Raw genomic sequence first — 248 nt, 5'->3', positions numbered from 1 at the left:
AGCTCCAGCGCCTCGGCATACAACGCCGAAGGAGGCGTGCCCGGACGAAGCCGCTCGGCCGTACGTAGGATGATCGCCTCGGCAGCCTGATAAGCCAGTGCCAGATCGTCCGGCAGCTCGCCGATAACCGCAGTACGCGTCTGGTCAATCACATAGCCGTCAATGCAGCAGCCGATGTCGATCAGGATCGGCTCCCCTGCGCGGATCGGCCTGCTGCTGACGCTCTGCGGCGCAGCAGGTCCGAGACC

1 protein-coding gene is annotated in these 248 nt (G+C 65.3%); it reads right to left on the bottom strand.

Annotated elements, in window-relative coordinates:
• A partial coding sequence (locus tag PA598K_RS38280; protein ID WP_260405643.1) for a M24 family metallopeptidase occupies positions 1-248 on the bottom strand: 248 nt, incomplete at both ends.

Origin of the sequence: Paenibacillus sp. 598K (assembly GCF_003851045.1) — a bacterium.
Taxonomy (GTDB): domain Bacteria; phylum Bacillota; class Bacilli; order Paenibacillales; family Paenibacillaceae; genus Paenibacillus_D.
This window is presented reverse-complemented; position numbering and strand designations above follow the sequence as displayed.